This is a genomic window from Dyella sp. OK584 (assembly GCF_057787755.1).
The window spans coordinates 524,213-540,352 of the sequence record NZ_CM173542.1 but is presented as its reverse complement, the minus strand read 5'-3'; the positions used below and the strand labels follow the sequence as shown (position 1 = coordinate 540,352).

The window sequence follows — 16,140 nt, the reverse complement described above, 5'->3', positions numbered from 1 at the left end:
GTAGCTGGAAGAGGAGGTTTCCGTTGCCAGCTGCGATGTTCGCCCCGACTTTGCCCTGGACCACCCAGTGGCGTCGCCTATCCGCCGCCGTGGTTATCCCTGCCACGGTGTTCGGTGCGTTGTCGCAGCTGGCCCCTCCCCCTTCCCGCCTGTACGTCAATAACGGAGCAAGCGCCGTGCCAACATCTCTTAGTGGCCCAATGGTGCGGTTTGCCGGGCCAACGCGGGCGGCACGCAGTCGCCACGGCGTGTTGCTGCCGTTACATCAAGGCCGTCTCGGGGATGCCCGAATGCCCGCCAAGGCGCGCTGCTATGCGGTTTCTTCGATGTTGTAACGCCTCGGTCACAGCGCACAGCCGAAGTTGACACCTGAAGGCCCTGTACGTGGACTCGCGCCCGCTGCCGTGCAAACCCGAGGCTCAGGGCTTACGATGCGTGGCGCGCCGCACCAGGCTTGCGACGCCTCCCCACACCCGTCACCAACCCCTGAGATGGCGCCGTCCCTCCGGACGATGCCCGGAGTACGACATGCACGCGCAAGACCCGTCCGCCCAGTCCCTGATCGAACTCGGCAAGCGTTACTGGCTGCCGGTATATCGACCGCGCGATGTGGTGCTGGACCACGGCAAAGGTGCACGCGTGTGGGATACGCAGGGTCGCGAGTACATCGATCTGGGCGCCGGCATCGCGGTGAATGCGCTTGGCCATCAGGACCCGGACCTGCTCGAGGCGCTCACCACCCAGGCGCACAAGCTGTGGCACACCAGCAACGTGTTCTACAGCGAGCCGCCGCTACGTCTGGCCGAGGAATTGGTGGAAGCCGCGGGCTTTGCCGAGCGCGTGTTCCTTTGCAACTCCGGCACCGAGGCCAATGAGGCCGCGATCAAGCTGGTGCGCAAGTGGGCGGCTTCGCAGGGGCGCGAGGCGGCCAAGCGCGTCATCGTCACCTTCCGTGGTTCGTTCCATGGCCGCACGCTGGCCGCCATCACGGCCACAGCGCAGCCGAAGTACCAGGAAGGCTACGAGCCGCTGCCCGGTGGCTTCCGCTATCTCGACTTCAACGACGTCGCCGCGCTTGAAGAGGCCTTCTCACACGGTGATGTTGCCGCGGTGATGCTCGAACCGGTGCAGGGCGAGGGCGGCGTGCTGCCGGCCGCGCCGGGTTTCATCAAGCGTGTGCGCGAACTGTGTGACCGGTACGGTGCGCTGCTGGTGCTCGATGAAATCCAGTGCGGCATGGGCCGCACGGGTACCTTGTTCGCTCACGTGCAGGATGAGGCGACACCCGACATCGTGACCCTCGCCAAGGCGCTGGGCTGCGGTTTTCCCATCGGCGCCATGCTGGTTGGCCCCAAGGTGGCCGAGACGATGCAGTTCGGCGCGCACGGCACCACCTTCGGCGGCAACCCGCTGGCGGCGGCGGTCGCGCGCGTGGCGCTGCGCAAGCTGTCGTCGCCCGAACTGCTGGCCAACGTGCAACGCCAGTCGCAGGCACTGCGCGATGGCCTCGCTCGCATCAACGCATCGCTCGACTTGTTCGATGAAGTGCGTGGTCGCGGCCTGATGCTGGGCGCGGTGCTGAAGGAAGCCCATAAGGGCAAGGCTGGAGCCATTCTCGACCAGGCTGCGGCCCATGGCCTGCTGGTGCTGCAGGCAGGCCCGGACGTGCTGCGCTTCGTGCCGCCGCTCAACCTTTCCGACGCCGATCTTGCCGAAGGCCTTGCGCGCCTGGAGGCAGCACTGCGCGCCTATCTGGCGACGTAAGCCTGCCGTCTCTTCAACCGGAAGCTTCGGGGGCTGACAGCGGCGCGCCACAGCCACGGCAGTAGCGCGCATCGGGCTGATGGCCCTGTAAATGGCAGCCGGGGCAGGCGGCATGCTCGCGTGCATCGCGCATGCCCGCTGCCAGTTCTGCCGCAAAGATGCCGGTGGGCACGGCAATGATGCTGTAGCCCACCAGCATGATCAGCGTGGTGAGTATCTGTCCCAGCGTGGTGTGCGGCGTGATATCGCCAAAGCCCACCGTGGTCATCGTCACCACTGCCCAGTACATCGCGCGGGGAATGCTGCTGAAGCCGTTCTCGGGCCCTTCGACCAGGTACATCAGCGCACCGAAGATCAGCACCAGGGTCAGGATGGTGCTCATGAAAATGAAAATTTTCCTGCGAGAACGCACGAGGGTGGACCACAGCATGTCCGCCTCACCCACGTAGCGTGTCATCTTCAGTACGCGGAAGATGCGCAGGATGCGCATCGCGCGAATCACCAGCAGGTACTGGCTGCCTGTGATGAACACGCTAAGGTAGGTTGGCAGCACCGCCAGTATGTCGATCACGCCGAAGAAGCTCAGCGCGTAGTGTCGCGGCCGCGCGACCACCAGCAGGCGCATCACGTATTCCAGCGTGAAGATCACCGTGAAGACCCACTCAAGCACATAGAACGCGCGGGCGAACCGCGTGTGCAGATCTTCCACCGTATCGAGCATCGTAACGACGATGCTCGAAAGGATCACGATGATCAGGACAAGATCAAACAGGCGCCCCGGTGCATCGTCATGGCCGAAGATGATGTGGAACCAGCGCGCTCGCCAGCCGGTGCTGGTGGCCGGAGCGACGGCGGCATCGAAGGGGAACGGCTGCTGCTTGCTCATGCGAGTGATTCCGTTCGCGCGGTGCGTGCAGCATAGCGCCGCCCTGTCCTTCAGCGCCGGGTGCTCGCATGATCGGGCACCCGGCTTTCACATGGCGGCTCAACCAGCGCGAGCAACACGCATGGCGGTACGAGCCGCCTCCAGCGTATCGGCGATGTCCTGTTCGGTATGCGCGCTGGAAACGAAGCCTGCTTCGAAGGCGGACGGTGCGAGATAGACGCCGCGCTCCAGCATGCCGTGGAAGAAACGGTTGAACATCGCGGTATCCGCGGCCGTGGCCTGCGCATAGCTCTCCACCTTCTCGCCGGTGAAGAACAGGCCAAACATGCCGCCCACACGATTCGTGCTGAACGGCAAGCCTTCACCGTCGGCAATGGCCTGCAGGCCATCACTGAGCAGCCGCGTGCGTGCCGCGAGTTGATCGTAGAAGCCAGGTGCCTGGATCAGCTCCAGCATGGCCAGGCCAGCGGCCATCGCCACCGGATTTCCCGACAACGTGCCGGCCTGGTAGATCGGGCCGGACGGTGCGATCTGTTGCATGAGGTCGCGACGACCGCCGTACGCGCCTACCGGCATGCCGCCGCCAATGATCTTGCCGAAGGTGGAGAGGTCCGGCGTGACGCCGTAGTAGGCCTGTGCGCCGCCCAGCGCGACACGAAAGCCAGTCATCACCTCGTCGAAGATCAGCAACGCGCCGTGCTTCGTGCACAGCTCACGCAGATGATGCAGATAGCCTTCCTTCGGCGGAATGCAATTCATGTTGCCGGCCACCGGCTCGATGATCAGACCGGCGATATCGTGACCGCGCTCATCGAACAGGCGCTCAGCGGCCTCCAGGTCGTTATAGGTCAGCGTCAGCGTGAGGTCGGCATTGGCCTTGGGCACGCCCGGTGATGTCGGCACGCCAAAGGTGAGCGCGCCAGATCCGGCCTTCACCAGGAAGCTGTCGCCGTGGCCGTGATAGCAACCCTCGAACTTCACGATCAAATTGCGGCCGGTGGCGCCACGCGCGAGGCGGATCGCCGACATGGTGGCCTCGGTGCCCGAGTTGACCATGCGCACCATGTCCATCGAAGGGATCAGTCGCGTGATCGTTTCGGCCATGGTGACTTCGGCCGGGCAGGGCGTGCCATAGGAAAGGCCATTCTTCACCGCGCGCTCCACCGCCTCACGCACGTGCGGGTGGTTGTGGCCCACGATCATTGGCCCCCACGAGCCCACGTAATCGATATAGCGCTTGCCTTCCACGTCCCACAGATAGGCGCCATCCGCCCGCTCCGTGAAGAACGGCTCGCCTCCCACTGACTTGAAAGCGCGCACCGGCGAGTTCACGCCGCCGGGCATCAGCTGCTGTGCGCGTTGGAAAAGTTCGTGGTTGGTGGTCATCGTGAAGGTCTCAGTGCGAAGTGAAGAGTTGGACGAAGCGTGCCGCGGCGCCGCGCACATCCGGATCGCCGAATACGGCTGAAATCACTGCCAGGTAGTCCGCGCCGGCATCGATCAAGGGTTGTGCATTGTCCGGCGTGATGCCGCCGATCGCCACCCGCGGCAATCCCAGCTTGGCGGTCTGCTGTAGAAGGTCGAAGGAGGCGCGTCGAGCATGCGGCTTGGTGGGCGACGGGAAAAACGCACCAAAGGCGAGATAGTCGGCGCCGGCGGCGGCCAATTGCCGCGCCCGTTCGGCCGAGTCATAGCAAGACACGCCGATGACCGCATCTGGCCCCAGTACGGCGCGCGCTGCGGCGATATCGCCGTCGTCCTCGCCCAGATGGACGCCAGCCGCTCCCGCGGCCTGGGCAAGCATCACGTCGTCATTGACGATCATCGGCACACCGCGCGCGGCGCACAGTGCCCGGATGGCTCGCGCTTCAGTAAGGCGGCGGGTGTGATCGGTGGTCTTGTCCCGGTATTGCAGCAACCTGGCGCCGCCGGCAAGCGACAACGCCACCACCTCAAGCAGGTTGGGGCGCGGGCCATCGGTAATCACATAGAGGCCACGCCCCCGGAGTCTTGCGTGCATCGGTTCAATCCTGAAAAGAAGCCGCCATACGCTTTCGCATCGGCGGGGGAGTTGCGAGAATGCGCCTCTTATTCTCCATATCAAGCAGTTCAGCGATGAATCAAAGCACTAACGAAACCGGCACCCTGCGCAAATGGATGTGTGTCGTTTGCGGCTTCATCTATGACGAAGCGCTGGGCGTGCCCGAAGAGGGCATCGAGCCCGGCACACGCTGGGCTGACGTGCCCGATACCTGGACCTGCCCGGACTGTGGCGCAACCAAGGACGATTTCGAGATGATCGAAATCGACTGATTTCGCTCTCCGCGTTGCCCTCAAACGGCCCGATTCCGTCATCGTACGGACCGGACCGTTTGCTTAGATGCTCCCGCACGCCGGAAAAAGGCGCGCATTAAAGCAGGAGCAACACCATGCAGCAGTTCATTCCGTTCGAAGACGACTGGGACGCCCTGGAAAATCTGCGTCCCGAATCGCTCATTCCCTATCATGTGGGCGTCCCGTGCCGGCACGACCTCGCCCCGGCTCACTGTACTGGCCCGAGCGTCCCTTCAATAGCCAGCTCATCGCCCACCGTCACTCCGATCCGCGCGGCGGCGCCCTCCGGGAGCTCCAGTACGTAGCGCGCAGGCCGGCTGCTCGGATGGCTAGGGCAGGTATCCGCCTTGCACGGAGGCACATTGGGCTGCACCGAGACCAGCTTGCGACTGCCATCGAAGTACAGGATATCCAGCGGAATAAGCGTGTTCTTCATCCAGAACCAGCGCTGATCATCGTTGGGAAGCACAAACAGCATGCTGTGATCCGCGGCCAGTTCGGTACGCATCATCAGGCCACGTTCCCGACTCGCGTCATTGGTTGCAAATTCCGTGGTGAAACGTTGGCCATGTAGCCGCACGGCCGGCGCGTCGTGCATAGCGGCACCGGAAGCAGTACTAGCGAAGGCAAACAGCAAGGGCACAAGCAATCGTTTCATCGTTGTGTAGGCGCGGTTTGGACCAGTGCGCGCGAGTGTTGCGGTGCGCACGATTGTCATCGCGATGAAAAAAAGTCGTATGCACCCCTTCCCAGACCTGCGGAGGGGCGCTATTATTTTCCTCCCCCGTCGAGACGCTCTCCGATGAGGGGTTCCACGAAAACCCGGCAGCAAAAGATGTTTCGCTGAAGGTGTTGACGGACAGGGAAAACGATGTAAGATGAGCGGCTCACTCGGAACGAAATGTTCCGGCGCGAAATCCGAAAGGAGTCGCAAGTGATTGAGATCTTTGACAGTGTGCGCAGGTGACTTGTGTGGGCGTCTTGCGGTGGATGAGAAATTGTCCATATATGCAAGCGTCTAACCTAAGAGTCAATTCAAAAGCTTGACGTTTTATGGTTAGGACTAACGCTTCAGAAAGATAGACGGTCTTCGGACTGTCGAAAACTTAAGTGAAGAGTTTGATCCTGGCTCAGATTGAACGCTGGCGGCATGCCTAACACATGCAAGTCGAACGGCAGCACAGCAGTAGCAATACTGTGGGTGGCGAGTGGCGGACGGGTGAGTAATGCATCGGGATCTACCTAAACGTGGGGGATAACGTAGGGAAACTTACGCTAATACCGCATACGTCCTAAGGGAGAAAGCGGGGGATCGAAAGACCTCGCGCGGTTAGACGAACCGATGTTCGATTAGCTAGTTGGTAGGGTAAAGGCCTACCAAGGCGACGATCGATAGCTGGTCTGAGAGGATGATCAGCCACACTGGAACTGAGACACGGTCCAGACTCCTACGGGAGGCAGCAGTGGGGAATATTGGACAATGGGCGCAAGCCTGATCCAGCAATGCCGCGTGTGTGAAGAAGGCCTTCGGGTTGTAAAGCACTTTTATCAGGAGCGAAATGCCATTGGCTAATACCCGGTGGAGCTGACGGTACCTGAGGAATAAGCACCGGCTAACTTCGTGCCAGCAGCCGCGGTAATACGAAGGGTGCAAGCGTTAATCGGAATTACTGGGCGTAAAGCGTGCGTAGGCGGTGAGTTAAGTCTGTTGTGAAATCCCCGGGCTCAACCTGGGAATGGCAATGGATACTGGCTCGCTAGAGTGTGATAGAGGATGGTGGAATTCCCGGTGTAGCGGTGAAATGCGTAGAGATCGGGAGGAACATCAGTGGCGAAGGCGGCCATCTGGATCAACACTGACGCTGAGGCACGAAAGCGTGGGGAGCAAACAGGATTAGATACCCTGGTAGTCCACGCCCTAAACGATGCGAACTGGATGTTGGTCTCAACTCGGAGATCAGTGTCGAAGCTAACGCGTTAAGTTCGCCGCCTGGGGAGTACGGTCGCAAGACTGAAACTCAAAGGAATTGACGGGGGCCCGCACAAGCGGTGGAGTATGTGGTTTAATTCGATGCAACGCGAAGAACCTTACCTGGCCTTGACATGTCTGGAATCCTGCAGAGATGCGGGAGTGCCTTCGGGAACCAGAACACAGGTGCTGCATGGCTGTCGTCAGCTCGTGTCGTGAGATGTTGGGTTAAGTCCCGCAACGAGCGCAACCCTTGTCCTTAGTTGCCAGCACGTAATGGTGGGAACTCTAAGGAGACTGCCGGTGACAAACCGGAGGAAGGTGGGGATGACGTCAAGTCATCATGGCCCTTACGGCCAGGGCTACACACGTACTACAATGGTCGGTACAGAGGGTTGCAATACCGCGAGGTGGAGCCAATCCCAGAAAGCCGATCCCAGTCCGGATCGAAGTCTGCAACTCGACTTCGTGAAGTCGGAATCGCTAGTAATCGCAGATCAGCTATGCTGCGGTGAATACGTTCCCGGGCCTTGTACACACCGCCCGTCACACCATGGGAGTGAGTTGCTCCAGAAGCCGTTAGTCTAACCGCAAGGGGGACGACGACCACGGAGTGGTTCATGACTGGGGTGAAGTCGTAACAAGGTAGCCGTATCGGAAGGTGCGGCTGGATCACCTCCTTTCGAGAACGACAACTCCATTCCCGCAAGACGTCCACACAAGACACCTGCACTTTATTTCACGCGAAGTGATTGCTTCACGCGACATCCGTGTCGCGAAGAGCAAAACCGGCCATCCCTGGCTGGACTCCTCACGAAAACACTCGCTCTGATGATCATCGTCAGCGGCGTGTTGTTTTTTTTGAGAGAGGCACAAAGGTTCCCGGGTCTGTAGCTCAGGTGGTTAGAGCGCACCCCTGATAAGGGTGAGGCCGGTGGTTCGAGTCCTCCCAGACCCACCACCAAATCACTTGGGGCCATAGCTCAGCTGGGAGAGCACCTGCTTTGCAAGCAGGGGGTCGTCAGTTCGATCCTGACTGGCTCCACCATTTGGTGACACGACGTGAAATGAAGGCAGCGCACACAAAAGATTTAGAAACGAGACGGCACTGTGGCCGTTCTTGTGTTCTTTGAAAATGTAAACGAGTGACAAGTGTCTTGGTTCGAAACCGAATCGAGATGTGTCGTTGAGGCAAATAAGCGAATGCGTTGTTTGGCATGATCCTGAAAGGGATCGGCCCCGAGGCGACTTGGGGTTATATGGTCAAGCGACTAAGCGTATACGGTGGATGCCTTGGCAGTCAGAGGCGATGAAGGACGTGGCAGCCTGCGAAAAGTGTCGGGGAGCTGGCAACAAGCTTTGATCCGGCAATGTCCGAATGGGGAAACCCACTCCGCAAGGAGTACTGCATGGTGAATACATAGCCATGCAGAGCGAACCCGGGGAACTGAAATATCTAAGTACCCGGAGGAAAAGAAATCAACCGAGATTCCGTCAGTAGCGACGAGCGAACGCGGACTAGCCCAAAAGCATCATGTGTTTTAGCCGAACGGTTTGGAAAGGCCGGCCATAGCGGGTGATAGCCCCGTAGGCGAAAGGGCATGTGGTGTGAAATTGAGTAAGGCGGGGCACGAGAAACCCTGTCTGAACATGGGGGGACCATCCTCCAAGGCTAAATACTCCTGACTGACCGATAGCGAACAAGTACCGTGAGGGAAAGGCGAAAAGAACCCCGGAGAGGGGAGTGAAATAGATCCTGAAACCGTATACGTACAAGCAGTGGAAGCCCGCAAGGGTGACTGCGTACCTTTTGTATAATGGGTCAGCGACTTACTGTCAGTGGCAAGCTTAACCGTATAGGGGAGGCGAAGGGAAACCGAGTCTGAATAGGGCGCATAGTCTCTGGCAGTAGACCCGAAACCGAGTGATCTATCCATGGCCAGGTTGAAGGTGCGGTAACACGCACTGGAGGACCGAACCCACATCTGTTGCAATAGATGGGGATGAGCTGTGGATAGGAGTGAAAGGCTAAACAAACTCGGAGATAGCTGGTTCTCCTCGAAAGCTATTTAGGTAGCGCCTCGTATGAATCTTCCTGGGGGTAGAGCACTGTTATGGCTAGCGGCCCATCGCGGGTTAGTAAACCATGGCAAACTCCGAATACCAGGACAGAATGTACGGGAGACACACGGCGGGTGCTAACGTCCGTCGTGAAAAGGGAAACAACCCAGACCCGCAGCTAAGGTCCCCAAGTTATAGCTAAGTGGAAAACGATGTGGAAAGGCATAGACAGCCAGGAGGTTGGCTTAGAAGCAGCCACCCTTTAAAGAAAGCGTAATAGCTCACTGGTCGAGTCGGTCTGCGCGGAAGATTTAACGGGGCTAAGCTATACACCGAAGCTCGGGGTGCACACTTTGTGTGCGCGGTAGAGGAGCGTTCCGTAAGCCTGTGAAGGTGAGTTGAGAAGCTTGCTGGAGGTATCGGAAGTGCGAATGCTGACATGAGTAACGATAATGGGGGTGAAAAGCCCCCACGCCGAAAGCCCAAGGTTTCCTCGCGCAACGTTCATCGGCGCAGGGTGAGTCGGCCCCTAAGGCGAGGCAGAAATGCGTAGTCGATGGGAAGCTGGTTAATATTCCAGCACTTCTCTTAAGTGCGATGTGGGGACGGAGAAAGTTAGGTCTACCGGGCGTTGGTTGTCCCGGGGAAAGGCGGTAGGCATGAGGGTTAGGCAAATCCGGCCCTCTTTATGCCGAGCACCGAGACGAGTCCTATTGGACGAAGTGACTGATACTACGCTTCCAGGAAAAGCCACTAAGCTTCAGCTTAAGAGAAACCGTACCGTAAACCGACACTGGTAGGCAGGGTGAGAATCCCAAGGCGCTTGAGAGAACTCGGGTGAAGGAACTAGGCAAAATGGCACCGTAACTTCGGGAGAAGGTGCGCCCTTTTTGGTGGCTACATGCGTAGCTGAGCTGAGAAGGGTCGCAGTAACCTGGCCGCTGCGACTGTTTATCAAAAACACAGCACTCTGCAAACACGAAAGTGGACGTATAGGGTGTGACGCCTGCCCGGTGCTGGAAGGTTAATTGATGGGGTCAGCCGCAAGGCGAAGCTCTTGATCGAAGCCCCAGTAAACGGCGGCCGTAACTATAACGGTCCTAAGGTAGCGAAATTCCTTGTCGGGTAAGTTCCGACCTGCACGAATGGCGTAACGACAGCGGCGCTGTCTCCACCCGAGACTCAGTGAAATTGAAATCGCTGTGAAGATGCAGCGTTCCCGCGGCAAGACGGAAAGACCCCGTGAACCTTTACTATAGCTTTACACTGAACGTTGAGTTCTTCTGTGTAGGATAGGTGGGAGGCTATGAAACCGAGACGCTAGTTTCGGTGGAGCCATCCTTGAAATACCACCCTGAAGTGCTTGACGTTCTAACCTAGGTCCGTAATCCGGATCAGGGACCGTGTATGGTGGGTAGTTTGACTGGGGCGGTCTCCTCCCAAAGAGTAACGGAGGAGCACGAAGGTACGCTCAGCGCGGTCGGACATCGCGCACTGTGTGCAAAGGCATAAGCGTGCTTGACTGCGAGATCGACGGATCAAGCAGGTACGAAAGTAGGTCTTAGTGATCCGGTGGTTCTGTATGGAAGGGCCATCGCTCAACGGATAAAAGGTACTCCGGGGATAACAGGCTGATACCGCCCAAGAGTTCATATCGACGGCGGTGTTTGGCACCTCGATGTCGGCTCATCACATCCTGGGGCTGTAGCCGGTCCCAAGGGTATGGCTGTTCGCCATTTAAAGTGGTACGCGAGCTGGGTTCAGAACGTCGTGAGACAGTTCGGTCCCTATCTGTCGTGGGCGTTGGAGATTTGAGGGGGGCTGCTCCTAGTACGAGAGGACCGGAGTGGACGTTCCGCTGGTGTTCGGGTTGTCATGCCCATGGCATTGCCCGGTAGCTACGAACGGAAGTGATAACCGCTGAAAGCATCTAAGCGGGAAGCACGCCCCAAGATGAGATCTCCCGAGACTTCGAGTCTCCTTAAGGCACCATCAAGACTAGGTGGTTGATAGGCGCGGTGTGGAAGTGCAGCAATGCATTGAGCTTACGCGTACTAATGAGCCGTGCGGCTTGACCATATAACCCCAAGACGCTTCGCTAGAGTTAATTCCTCGCGATACATCTCAATCGATTTCACCTCGACACTTGTCACTCGTTTACCCCTTTGCCGGACCGGCGCTCTCCAAGCGCTGTCCGCACCTTTTCCCTGGCGGCTATAGCGCTGTGGCACCACCCGATCCCATCCCGAACTCGGAAGTGAAACGCAGCTGCGCCGATGGTAGTGTGAGCTTTCATGCAAGAGTAGGTCACCGCCAGGGGCTTTATCCCTCAAACGCCTTCCCATCCGGGAAGGCGTTTGTCTTTGCGTCACCGCAAAATGAAAGACTCGCGGCGAGTGCGACTCGGCGGAAAAATCACAGGCTGGCCAACACCTGCGAGCACGCGTGTGTGCGAGCCCGAGCCCGCGTAGGGCCAAACGGGACGCAGCCCTTCTTGGTTCGTGCATGGATGGCTATGCGGCACAGGCAAACTTTGCGCGTGTAAACGGAGCCGTTCGTGACCTCTGAGCTCGGCGCCACGCAGGTCTTGCTTTGGCCTGAACGGCCGCAAGTCGATTTGCCCCTTTTTGCGCAAGAAATTGCGATTATCGATGGCCCTGTCTGCTGCTGAGATGTGCATGACGACTCCCTCCAAGAGCCGCCTTGGTCTGCTCCCCTTCCTGATCTTTTCTTCTCGCTGGTTGCAGCTGCCGCTGTATCTCGGTCTCATCGTCGCTCAGGCGATCTATGTGGTGCAGTTCGTCCGCGAGCTGTGGCATTTGGTCGACGCCACGTTGTTTGGCCACCTTGGTGAAGGGGTCAACGCTGAAAGCGCCGAGACCACAATCATGCTCACCGTTCTGGGTCTCATCGACGTGGTGATGATTTCCAACTTGTTGGTGATGGTGATCGTGGGTGGCTACGAGACGTTCGTGTCGCGCCTAAAACTGGATGGGCATCCCGATCAGCCCGAATGGCTATCGCACGTGAACGCCACGGTGCTGAAAGTGAAGTTGGCGATGGCAATCATCGGCATATCGTCGATCCACTTGCTGGCGACGTTCATCAAGGCGGACACGCTCAGCCCGCAAACCATCATGTGGCAGGTGCTGTTGCATCTGGCGTTTGTGGTGTCGGCGCTGGCCCTGGCCTACATCGATCGCCTCATGCAGCCGAGCGCGAAGGCCGCACCCCACTAAGGTCTGGCGGGCGTCGTGTCGTTGGCGTGCGCCCTTGCAGTCACGCTTGTTGTTACGCTTGCAGGCATCTTTGGCGGTGGAGCAGCCCAGCGTGGAGAGGCGTTACATCCTTGCCCTGGATCAGGGTACAACCAGTTCCCGTGCGATCCTGTTCGATCGCGCGGGTTCGGTGGTCGGTTCGGCACAACGTGAATTTACGCAGATATTTCCGCAGCCGGGCTGGGTCGAGCACAATCCGCGCGAAATTCTGACCAGCGTACTGGTCACGGTGACAGAGCTGCTGGCCAACACTCAGGTCGAGCTGGCAGAGATTGCCGCGATCGGCATCACCAACCAGCGAGAGACGACGGTGGTGTGGGATCGCACCACCGGACAGCCGGTGCATAACGCCATCGTGTGGCAGTCGCGGCAGAGCGCGGAAATCTGTGAACGCTTGCAGCGGGAGGGCTATGAGCCACTCGTACGAGAGCGTACCGGGTTGCTGATCGACGCGTACTTCTCGGCGACCAAGCTGCGCTGGATTCTCGACCATGTGGATGGCGCACAGGCGCGTGCCGAGCGTGGCGAATTGCTGTTCGGAACCATCGACAGCTGGCTGATCTGGAACCTCAGCGGTGGCACTGCTCACGTAACCGATGTGAGCAACGCGGCGCGTACGTTGCTTTACGACATTCATCGCCGTAGCTGGGACGACGATTTGCTAAACATGCTGCGCATTCCGCGGGCCATGTTGCCGGAGGTCCGGTCCAGCAGCGAGATATACGCAAACACGTCGCCAGCGCAGTTTTTTGGGGCCCGTGTACCGATAGCCGGCGTGGCGGGCGACCAGCAGGCCGCCTTGTTCGGGCAGGCCTGCTTCACACCCGGCATGGCCAAGAATACCTATGGCACGGGTTGTTTCATGCTGATGCACACTGGTGAACAAGCGGTGCCGTCGAGGCATGGCCTACTCACCACCATCGCCTGGCAGCTGGGCGATCGTGTCGACTATGCGCTGGAAGGCAGCATCTTCGTCGCCGGTTCGGTTATCCAGTGGCTGCGCGATGGCTTGCGCATGTTGGGCAAGGCCAGTGACTCGCAGGCCTATGCGGAGCGCGTGGCGTCGAGCGATGGTGTTTACGTAGTGCCGGCCTTCGTCGGGCTCGGTGCGCCGTACTGGCGGAGTGATGTGCGTGGTGCGGTATTCGGGCTGAGTCGAGGCACGAGCAAGGAACACTTCGTGCGCGCCGCGTTGGAATCGATGGCCTACCAGGCACGCGACGTATTGACCGCGATGGAGGCAGACGCAGGCATTGCACTGAAGGAGCTACGTGCCGATGGTGGTGCCATCTCCAATGATTTCATGGCCCAGTTTCAGAGCGATATGCTCGGTGTGCCGGTGCTGCGTCCTAGGGTGCAGGAGACCACGGCACTGGGCGCGGCCTATCTGGCCGGGCTGGCCGTGGGGTTCTGGCGAGATTGCGAGGAGATCGCCAACCTATGGCAGGTCGATCGGCGCTTCATGCCAGTCATGCCTGAGGCGGAGCGCGATCGCCTATATCGCGGTTGGCAGGACGCAGTGAATGCCACGATGGGCTTTCGCGTGGGCTGAAACGAACAAGGCCTCCGTCGGGAGGCCTCGTTACGAAACGAACGTGGCAGCGCTCAGTCGAGCGCGTAGCCGAACTGTTCCTTGAACTCGGTGGCGAACTGCACGTAATCGAAGTGCTGGTTCTGCGTACCGGGGTGTTCCACCTTCAGTGCGCCCATCAGCGAAGCCATGCGGCCCACCGTCGGCCAGTCCTTGCCCCTCATGATGCCGAAGATAAGGCCGGCGCGATAAGCATCGCCGCAACCGGTCGGATCGACCACCTGGCGCTCGCGGGCGGCCGGGATCTCGTGCGTGATGCCGTCGGTGTGGATCTGCGATCCGCGCGGCCCCTGGGTCACGATATAGGCCTTCACGCGGGAAGCGATGTCCTGTGCGTTCCAGCCCGTGCGTTGCTGCAGCAGCTGCGACTCATAGTCGTTGACGATGACGTAGGTGGATTTCTCGATCATCGAACGGAATTCGGCGCCGTCGAACAGCGGCATGGCCTGGCCCGGATCGAAGATGAAGGGCACGCCACGTGCGGCGAACTCATCCACGTGCTGCAGCATGGCGTCGCGGCTGTCGGGGGCCACGATGGCGAAGCTGATTTCCGGGATGTCACGCACATGGTTCGTGTGCGCGCTGAGCATCGCGCCCGGGTGGAAGGCCGTGATCTGGTTGTTGTCCAGGTCAGTGGTGATAAAGCACTGCGGCGTGAACTGGTCTTCAAATTCACGCACGTAGTCCAGCCGGATACCGTACTTCTCCATGTGGGCGCGGTAGGGGCCGAAATCCTGGCCCACCGTGGCCACCGGCAGCGGATCGGCGCCAAGCAGCTTGAGGTTGTAGGCGATGTTGCCGGCGCAGCCGCCGAACTCCCGGCGCATCCTGGGCACCAGGAACGACACGTTCAGGATGTGCACCTGGTCGGGCAGGATGTGATTCTTGAACTGGTCCTGGAACACCATGATGGTGTCGTAGGCAAGCGATCCGCAGATGACGGCAGACATGATGCGAGGATGTTCCCGGGCAGATGAAAGGCAAGCAGGACGACGATAGCGACGGCCTGGCTCAAAGTTCCAAATCATACCGGCATCTGGCCCTGGTCGCGACTTTCTTGCGGAAGGCCACCTGCGGTCCCTGACCCCAAAACGTGCATATCATCGCGTAACCAAAGGCTTTCTTAACGAGATGTTCCTTGCGGAACGGGGGTTTGCTGTCTAGACTGGCCCGCTCACTTTTTAGCCATGCGCGATGCGCGGCGGACCCATGTTCAAGAAGTTTCGGGGATTTTTCTCCAACGACATTTCCATCGACCTTGGCACGGCCAATACGCTCATTTATGTGCGCGGTCAGGGCATTGTCCTGAATGAACCGTCGGTGGTGGCGATCCGCCAGGACCGTGGACCCGGTGGTCCGCGTGCCGTGGCAGCGGTCGGCAGCGACGCGAAGAAGATGCTGGGCCGCACACCGGGCAACATCGCCACCGTGCGCCCGATGAAGGACGGAGTGATCGCCAACTTCTCGATGACCGAGGCGATGCTGCAGCACTTCATCAAGCAAGTGCACAAGTCGCGCCTGCTGCGCCCCAGTCCGCGCGTGCTGGTGTGCGTGCCGTGCGGTTCCACCCAGGTGGAGCGCCGCGCCATCAAGGAATCGGCCGAAGGCGCCGGTGCTCGTGACGTGTTCCTGATCGAGGAGCCGATGGCCGCCGCGATTGGCGCCGGCATCCCGGTGCATGAGGCGCGCGGCTCGATGGTGCTGGACATCGGTGGCGGTACCTCCGAAGTGGCGGTGATCTCGTTGAACGGCATCGTCTACTCGCAGTCCGTGCGCGTGGGCGGCGACCGTTTCGACGAAGCCATCATCAACTACGTGCGCCGCAACCACGGCACGCTGATCGGCGAAGCGACCGCCGAGCGCATCAAGATGGAAATCGGCTGTGCCTTCCCGCAGAGCGAGGTCAAGGAGATCCAGATCTCCGGTCGCAACCTCGCCGAGGGCGTGCCGCGCATGTTCACCATCAACTCCAACGAAGTGCTGGAAGCGCTGCACGAGCCGCTGTCGGGCATCGTGGCCGCGGTGAAGTCAGCGCTGGAGCAGACCCCGCCGGAGCTGTGCTCCGACGTGGCCGAGCGCGGCATCGTGCTCACCGGTGGCGGCGCGCTGCTGCGTGACCTGGACCGTCTCATTTCCGAGGAAACCGGTCTGCACGTGCAGGTGGCCGACGAGCCGCTCACCTGCGTGGCCCGTGGTGGCGGCAAGGCGCTGGAGCTGATCGATCAGCACGGCGGCGACTTCTTCGCTACCGAATAAT

General features: G+C 59.8%; 10 protein-coding genes, 2 tRNA genes and 3 rRNA genes. 10 read left to right on the top strand and 5 right to left on the bottom strand.

What is annotated here, in order from left to right; translation table 11 throughout:
• Positions 1–528 precede the first annotated feature (528 nt).
• Positions 529–1,764 carry an acetylornithine transaminase gene (locus AC3CBN_RS02375; RefSeq protein ID WP_488635225.1) on the top strand — a complete coding sequence of 412 codons (1,236 nt, stop codon included), beginning with the start codon at positions 529–531 and terminating at the stop codon, positions 1,762–1,764.
• 13 nt (positions 1,765–1,777) lie between these two features.
• On the opposite strand, the gene AC3CBN_RS02370 is transcribed toward AC3CBN_RS02375, so the two are convergent.
• The 3 genes from AC3CBN_RS02370 to thiE all read right to left on the bottom strand — a co-directional run bounded on the left by AC3CBN_RS02370 (position 1,778) and on the right by thiE (position 4,670).
• Positions 1,778–2,650, bottom strand: coding sequence for an ion transporter (locus AC3CBN_RS02370; protein ID WP_488635224.1), 873 nt, complete (start codon positions 2,648–2,650; stop codon positions 1,778–1,780).
• Positions 2,651–2,749: 99 nt separating this feature from the next.
• Positions 2,750–4,036 carry a glutamate-1-semialdehyde 2,1-aminomutase gene (gene hemL / locus AC3CBN_RS02365; RefSeq protein ID WP_488635223.1) on the bottom strand — a complete coding sequence of 429 codons (1,287 nt, stop codon included), beginning with the start codon at positions 4,034–4,036 and terminating at the stop codon, positions 2,750–2,752.
• Between the two features lie 10 nt (positions 4,037–4,046).
• Positions 4,047–4,670 carry a thiamine phosphate synthase gene (gene thiE, locus AC3CBN_RS02360; protein ID WP_488635222.1) on the bottom strand — a complete coding sequence of 208 codons (624 nt, stop codon included), beginning with the start codon at positions 4,668–4,670 and terminating at the stop codon, positions 4,047–4,049.
• A 95-nt stretch (positions 4,671–4,765) separates the two neighbouring features.
• Between thiE and AC3CBN_RS02355 the strand changes: the two genes are divergently transcribed.
• Positions 4,766–4,963, top strand: coding sequence for a rubredoxin (locus AC3CBN_RS02355; protein WP_131413487.1), 198 nt, complete (start codon positions 4,766–4,768; stop codon positions 4,961–4,963).
• A gap of 229 nt (positions 4,964–5,192) precedes the next feature.
• Here AC3CBN_RS02355 and AC3CBN_RS02350 read toward each other — a convergent pair whose 3' ends face one another.
• Complete coding sequence (locus AC3CBN_RS02350; RefSeq protein ID WP_488635221.1) at positions 5,193–5,642, bottom strand: DUF192 domain-containing protein; 450 nt, start codon at positions 5,640–5,642, stop codon at positions 5,193–5,195.
• Between the two features lie 449 nt (positions 5,643–6,091).
• Here AC3CBN_RS02350 and AC3CBN_RS02345 point away from each other — a divergent pair.
• From AC3CBN_RS02345 to glpK, 7 genes are all read left to right on the top strand, one after another.
• A 16S ribosomal RNA gene (locus AC3CBN_RS02345) occupies positions 6,092–7,636 on the top strand.
• 201 nt (positions 7,637–7,837) lie between these two features.
• Positions 7,838–7,914 (top strand) — tRNA-Ile (locus tag AC3CBN_RS02340).
• An 11-nt stretch (positions 7,915–7,925) separates the two neighbouring features.
• Positions 7,926–8,001: transfer RNA gene (locus AC3CBN_RS02335), tRNA-Ala, on the top strand.
• A gap of 213 nt (positions 8,002–8,214) precedes the next feature.
• A 23S ribosomal RNA gene (locus AC3CBN_RS02330) occupies positions 8,215–11,093 on the top strand.
• Positions 11,094–11,220: 127 nt separating this feature from the next.
• A 5S ribosomal RNA gene (gene rrf, locus AC3CBN_RS02325) occupies positions 11,221–11,333 on the top strand.
• The 16S, 23S and 5S rRNA genes sit together here with 2 tRNA genes alongside, the layout of an rRNA operon.
• 359 nt (positions 11,334–11,692) lie before the next feature.
• Complete coding sequence (locus AC3CBN_RS02320) at positions 11,693–12,253, top strand: TIGR00645 family protein (protein WP_488636647.1); 561 nt, start codon at positions 11,693–11,695, stop codon at positions 12,251–12,253.
• 91 nt (positions 12,254–12,344) lie between these two features.
• A complete protein-coding gene (gene glpK, locus AC3CBN_RS02315) occupies positions 12,345–13,844 on the top strand; it encodes a glycerol kinase GlpK (protein WP_488636646.1) in 1,500 nt (499 codons plus the stop codon).
• A 53-nt stretch (positions 13,845–13,897) separates the two neighbouring features.
• Here the strand turns inward: glpK and AC3CBN_RS02310 are convergent, their stop codons facing one another.
• A complete protein-coding gene (locus AC3CBN_RS02310; RefSeq protein ID WP_488635220.1) occupies positions 13,898–14,833 on the bottom strand; it encodes a carbohydrate kinase family protein in 936 nt (311 codons plus the stop codon).
• A 259-nt stretch (positions 14,834–15,092) separates the two neighbouring features.
• Between AC3CBN_RS02310 and AC3CBN_RS02305 the strand changes: the two genes are divergently transcribed.
• Positions 15,093–16,139, top strand: a complete 1,047-nt coding sequence (locus AC3CBN_RS02305; RefSeq protein WP_488635219.1) for a rod shape-determining protein — start codon at positions 15,093–15,095, stop codon at positions 16,137–16,139.
• Position 16,140 lies beyond the last annotated feature (1 nt).